The following is a 5,195-nucleotide window of genomic DNA, read 5'->3' as shown; positions in this document are numbered from 1 at the left end:
GAGTCTTCAACGGAGAGTTTGATCCTGGCTCAGGACGAACGCTGGCGGCGTGCTTAACACATGCAAGTCGAACGGTAAGGCCCTTCGGGGTACACGAGTGGCGAACGGGTGAGTAACACGTGGGTGATCTGCCCTGCACTTCGGGATAAGCCCGGGAAACTGGGTCTAATACCGGATAGGACTGCGCGGTGCATGCCGTGTGGTGGAAAGATTTATCGGTGCAGGATGGGCCCGCGGCCTATCAGCTTGTTGGTGGGGTAATGGCCTACCAAGGCGACGACGGGTAGCCGGCCTGAGAGGGCGACCGGCCACACTGGGACTGAGACACGGCCCAGACTCCTACGGGAGGCAGCAGTGGGGAATATTGCACAATGGGCGCAAGCCTGATGCAGCGACGCCGCGTGAGGGATGACGGCCTTCGGGTTGTAAACCTCTTTCAGCAGGGACGAAGCGTGAGTGACGGTACCTGCAGAAGAAGCACCGGCCAACTACGTGCCAGCAGCCGCGGTAATACGTAGGGTGCAAGCGTTGTCCGGAATTACTGGGCGTAAAGAGCTCGTAGGCGGTTTGTCGCGTCGTCTGTGAAAACCAGCAGCTCAACTGTTGGCTTGCAGGCGATACGGGCAGACTTGAGTATTTCAGGGGAGACTGGAATTCCTGGTGTAGCGGTGAAATGCGCAGATATCAGGAGGAACACCGGTGGCGAAGGCGGGTCTCTGGGAAATAACTGACGCTGAGGAGCGAAAGCGTGGGTAGCGAACAGGATTAGATACCCTGGTAGTCCACGCCGTAAACGGTGGGCGCTAGGTGTGGGTTTCCTTCCACGGGATCCGTGCCGTAGCTAACGCATTAAGCGCCCCGCCTGGGGAGTACGGCCGCAAGGCTAAAACTCAAAGGAATTGACGGGGGCCCGCACAAGCGGCGGAGCATGTGGATTAATTCGATGCAACGCGAAGAACCTTACCTGGGTTTGACATACACCGGAAAGCCGTGGAGACACGGCCCCCCTTGTGGTCGGTGTACAGGTGGTGCATGGCTGTCGTCAGCTCGTGTCGTGAGATGTTGGGTTAAGTCCCGCAACGAGCGCAACCCTTGTCCTGTGTTGCCAGCGGATTATGCCGGGGACTCGCAGGAGACTGCCGGGGTCAACTCGGAGGAAGGTGGGGACGACGTCAAGTCATCATGCCCCTTATGTCCAGGGCTTCACACATGCTACAATGGCCGGTACAGAGGGCTGCGATACCGTGAGGTGGAGCGAATCCCTTAAAGCCGGTCTCAGTTCGGATCGGGGTCTGCAACTCGACCCCGTGAAGTCGGAGTCGCTAGTAATCGCAGATCAGCAACGCTGCGGTGAATACGTTCCCGGGCCTTGTACACACCGCCCGTCACGTCATGAAAGTCGGTAACACCCGAAGCCGGTGGCCTAACCCTTGTGGAGGGAGCCGTCGAAGGTGGGATCGGCGATTGGGACGAAGTCGTAACAAGGTAGCCGTACCGGAAGGTGCGGCTGGATCACCTCCTTTCTAAGGAGCACATCTCGTGCCGGTACCGCCCACACAGGTGGGTGGGGAAGTACGCAGAGACCACGCCGGCCCCGTTCGCGGGTCGGGTGGGAGCTCATGGGTGGAACACTGACAACTCATCTTCGACGTTGACTGCCGGCCCGTGTGCCGGTGGGGTCGAGGGTTATATCGATGCACTGTTGGGTCCTGAGAGAACACGCGAGTGTTACCTCTCTGGTTGAAGGACGATTCTTGTCGGATGTCGGGCATACCGCACTTTCGGGTGGGCATGGTGCCGAGGTTGGTTCGATGAGGGTGTGTTGTTTGAGAACTGCACAGTGGACGCGAGCATCTTTGTTGTAAGTGTGTAAGAGCGTACGGTGGATGCCTTGGCACCAGGAGCCGATGAAGGACGTAGGAGGCTGCGATAAGCCTCGGGGAGCTGTCAACCGAGCTGAGATCCGAGGGTGTCCGAATGGGGAAACCCAGCACGAGTGATGTCGTGTTACCCGCATCTGAATATATAGGGTGTGTGGAGGGAACGTGGGGAAGTGAAACATCTCAGTACCCACAGGAAGAGAAAACAACAGTGATTCCGTCAGTAGTGGCGAGCGAACGCGGAAGAGGCCAAACCATGTGCATGTGATACCCGGCAGGGGTTGTGCGTGTGGGGTTGTGGGGTTTGTCTTGTCGATTCTGCCGGGTCGGCCGACAGTGAGAAATCGTGTGGTTAGTCGAAGTGGTCTGGGATGGCCTGCCGTAGAGGGTGAGAGTCCTGTAGACGAAAACTGTGCGACTGTCGTGATGAATGCCCAAGTAGCAGCGGGCCCGTGAAATCTGCTGTGAATCTGTCGGGACCACCCGATAAGCCTGAATACTCCCTGGTGACCGATAGCGGACTAGTACCGTGAGGGAAAGGTGAAAAGTACCCCGGGAGGGGAGTGAAATAGTACCTGAAACCGTGCGCTTACAATCCGTCAGAGCCTGCGAGTGACTTGTCACTGTGGGTGATGGCGTGCCTTTTGAAGAATGAGCCTGCGAGTCAGTGGTATGTGGCGAGGTTAACCCGTGTGGGGTAGCCGTAGCGAAAGCGAGTCCGAACAGGGCGAATGTAGTCGTATGCTCTGGACCCGAAGCGGAGTGATCTACCCATGGCCAGGGTGAAGCGACGGTAAGACGTCGTGGAGGCCCGAACCCACTTAGGTTGAAAACTGAGGGGATGAGTTGTGGGTAGGGGTGAAAGGCCAATCAAACTCCGTGATAGCTGGTTCTCCCCGAAATGCATTTAGGTGCAGCGTCGCGTGTTTCATCCTGGAGGTAGAGCTACTGGATGGTCTAGGGGGCCCACAAGCTTACCGAAATCAGCCAAACTCCGAATGCCAGGATGTGAGAGCGCGGCAGTGAGACTGCGGGCGATAAGGTTCGTAGTCGAGAGGGAAACAGCCCAGATCGCCGGCTAAGGCCCCTAAGCGTGTACTAAGTGGAAAAGGATGTGAAGTCGCGAAGACAACCAGGAGGTTGGCTTAGAAGCAGCCACCCTTGAAAGAGTGCGTAATAGCTCACTGGTCAAGTGATTTTGCGCCGACAATGTAGCGGGGCTCAAGTACACCGCCGAAGCCGCGGCACTCACATGTATCCCGTCCATCGTCTGCGGATGGTGGGCCAGGTGTGTGGGTGGGTAGGGGAGCGTCGTGTGGCCGGGGAAGCGCCGGAGTGATCCAGGTGTGGAGGCCACGCGAGTGAGAATGCAGGCATGAGTAGCGAAAGACGAGTGAGAAACTCGTCCGCCGAATGACCAAGGGTTCCTGGGCCAGGTTAATCCGCCCAGGGTGAGTCGGGACCTAAGGCGAGGCCGACAGGCGTAGTCGATGGACAACGGGTTGATATTCCCGTACCCGTGTATCCGCGCCCATGACGAATCAGGAGTACTAACCGTCCAGATCTTCCGTGAGCACCTTCGGGTGCCTGGTGGAGTGATGCACGGGACCTTTCCTGGTAGTAGTCAAGCGATGGGGTGACGCAGGAAGGTAGCTGGGCCAGTCAGTGGTTGTACTGGTGTAAGCCTGTAGGGCGAACGGTAGGCAAATCCGCCGTTCACATGAGCCTGAGAGGTGATGCGTAGCCGAATGAGGCGAATTCAGTGATCCTATGCTGCCGAGAAAAGCCTCTAGTGAGTTGGTACACGGCCCGTACCCCAAACCGACACAGGTGGTCAGGTAGAGAATACCGAGGCGATCGAGAGAACTATGGTTAAGGAACTCGGCAAAATGCCCCCGTAACTTCGGGAGAAGGGGGACCTGTGCTGGTGACGGAGTTTACCTCCCGAGCTGGTGTGGGTCGCAGAGACCAGTGAGAAGCGACTGTTTACTAAAAACACAGGTCCGTGCGAAGTCGTAAGACGATGTATACGGACTGACGCCTGCCCGGTGCTGGAAGGTTAAGAGGACCGGTCAGCCACTTCGGTGGCGAAGCTGAGAATTTAAGCCCCAGTAAACGGCGGTGGTAACTATAACCATCCTAAGGTAGCGAAATTCCTTGTCGGGTAAGTTCCGACCTGCACGAATGGCGTAACGACTTCTCAGCTGTCTCAACCATAGACTCGGCGAAATTGCATTACGAGTAAAGATGCTCGTTACGCGCGGCAGGACGAAAAGACCCCGGGACCTTCACTACAGCTTGGTATTGGTGTTCGGTTCGGTTTGTGTAGGATAGGTGGGAGACTGTGAAGCATGCACGCCAGTGTGTGTGGAGTCGTTGTTGAAATACCACTCTGATCGTATTGGATACCTCAACCTCGGACCATGATCTGGTTCAGGGACAGTGCCTGGTGGGTAGTTTAACTGGGGCGGTTGCCTCCCAAAATGTAACGGAGGCGCCCAAAGGTTCCCTCAGCCTGGTTGGCAATCAGGTGTCGAGTGCAAGTGCACAAGGGAGCTTGACTGTGAGACTGACAGGTCGAGCAGGGACGAAAGTCGGGACTAGTGATCCGGCACCGGCAAGTGGAAGCGGTGTCGCTCAACGGATAAAAGGTACCCCGGGGATAACAGGCTGATCTTCCCCAAGAGTCCATATCGACGGGATGGTTTGGCACCTCGATGTCGGCTCGTCGCATCCTGGGGCTGGAGTAGGTCCCAAGGGTTGGGCTGTTCGCCCATTAAAGCGGCACGCGAGCTGGGTTTAGAACGTCGTGAGACAGTTCGGTCTCTATCCGCCGCGCGCGTGAAGAAACTTGAGGAAGGCTGTCCCTAGTACGAGAGGACCGGGACGGACGAACCTCTGGTGTGCCAGTTGTTCCACCAGGAGCACTGCTGGTTGGCTACGTTCGGAAGGGATAACCGCTGAAAGCATCTAAGCGGGAAGCCTGTTCCAAGATGAGGTTTCTCACCCCCCAGAGGGGGTAAGGCCCCCGGCAGACCACCGGGTTGATAGGCCAGAACTGGAAGCCCAGCAATGGGTGCAGGTGACTGGTACTAATAGGCCGAGGACTTACCACGAAGAAGCTACGCGTCCACTGTGCAGTATCTGAAACAACACACCACCCCACACAAACGGGGATGTGACAGTTTCACAGAGTTACGGCGGCCATAGCGGAGCGGGAAACGCCCGGACCCATTCCGAACCCGGAAGCTAAGCCCTCCAGCGCCGATGGTACTGCACCCGACAGGGTGTGGGAGAGTAGGACACCGCCGAACA

3 rRNA genes are annotated in these 5,195 nt (G+C 57.3%); all 3 read left to right on the top strand.

Annotated features, from left to right (window positions below):
- Positions 1–6: 6 nt before the first annotated feature.
- The 3 genes from BMZ18_RS19000 (at position 7) to rrf (ending at position 5,194) form a co-directional block, all read left to right on the top strand.
- Positions 7–1,523 (top strand): 16S ribosomal RNA (locus BMZ18_RS19000).
- 336 nt (positions 1,524–1,859) lie between these two features.
- Positions 1,860–4,996: ribosomal RNA gene (locus tag BMZ18_RS18995) — 23S ribosomal RNA — on the top strand.
- A gap of 80 nt (positions 4,997–5,076) precedes the next feature.
- Positions 5,077–5,194: ribosomal RNA gene (gene rrf, locus BMZ18_RS18990) — 5S ribosomal RNA — on the top strand.
- Together the 16S, 23S and 5S rRNA genes form the textbook arrangement of a ribosomal RNA operon.
- Position 5,195 lies beyond the last annotated feature (1 nt).

Source organism: Rhodococcoides kroppenstedtii, from assembly GCF_900111805.1.
Classification (GTDB): domain Bacteria; phylum Actinomycetota; class Actinomycetes; order Mycobacteriales; family Mycobacteriaceae; genus Rhodococcoides; species Rhodococcoides kroppenstedtii.
This window is presented reverse-complemented; position numbering and strand designations above follow the sequence as displayed.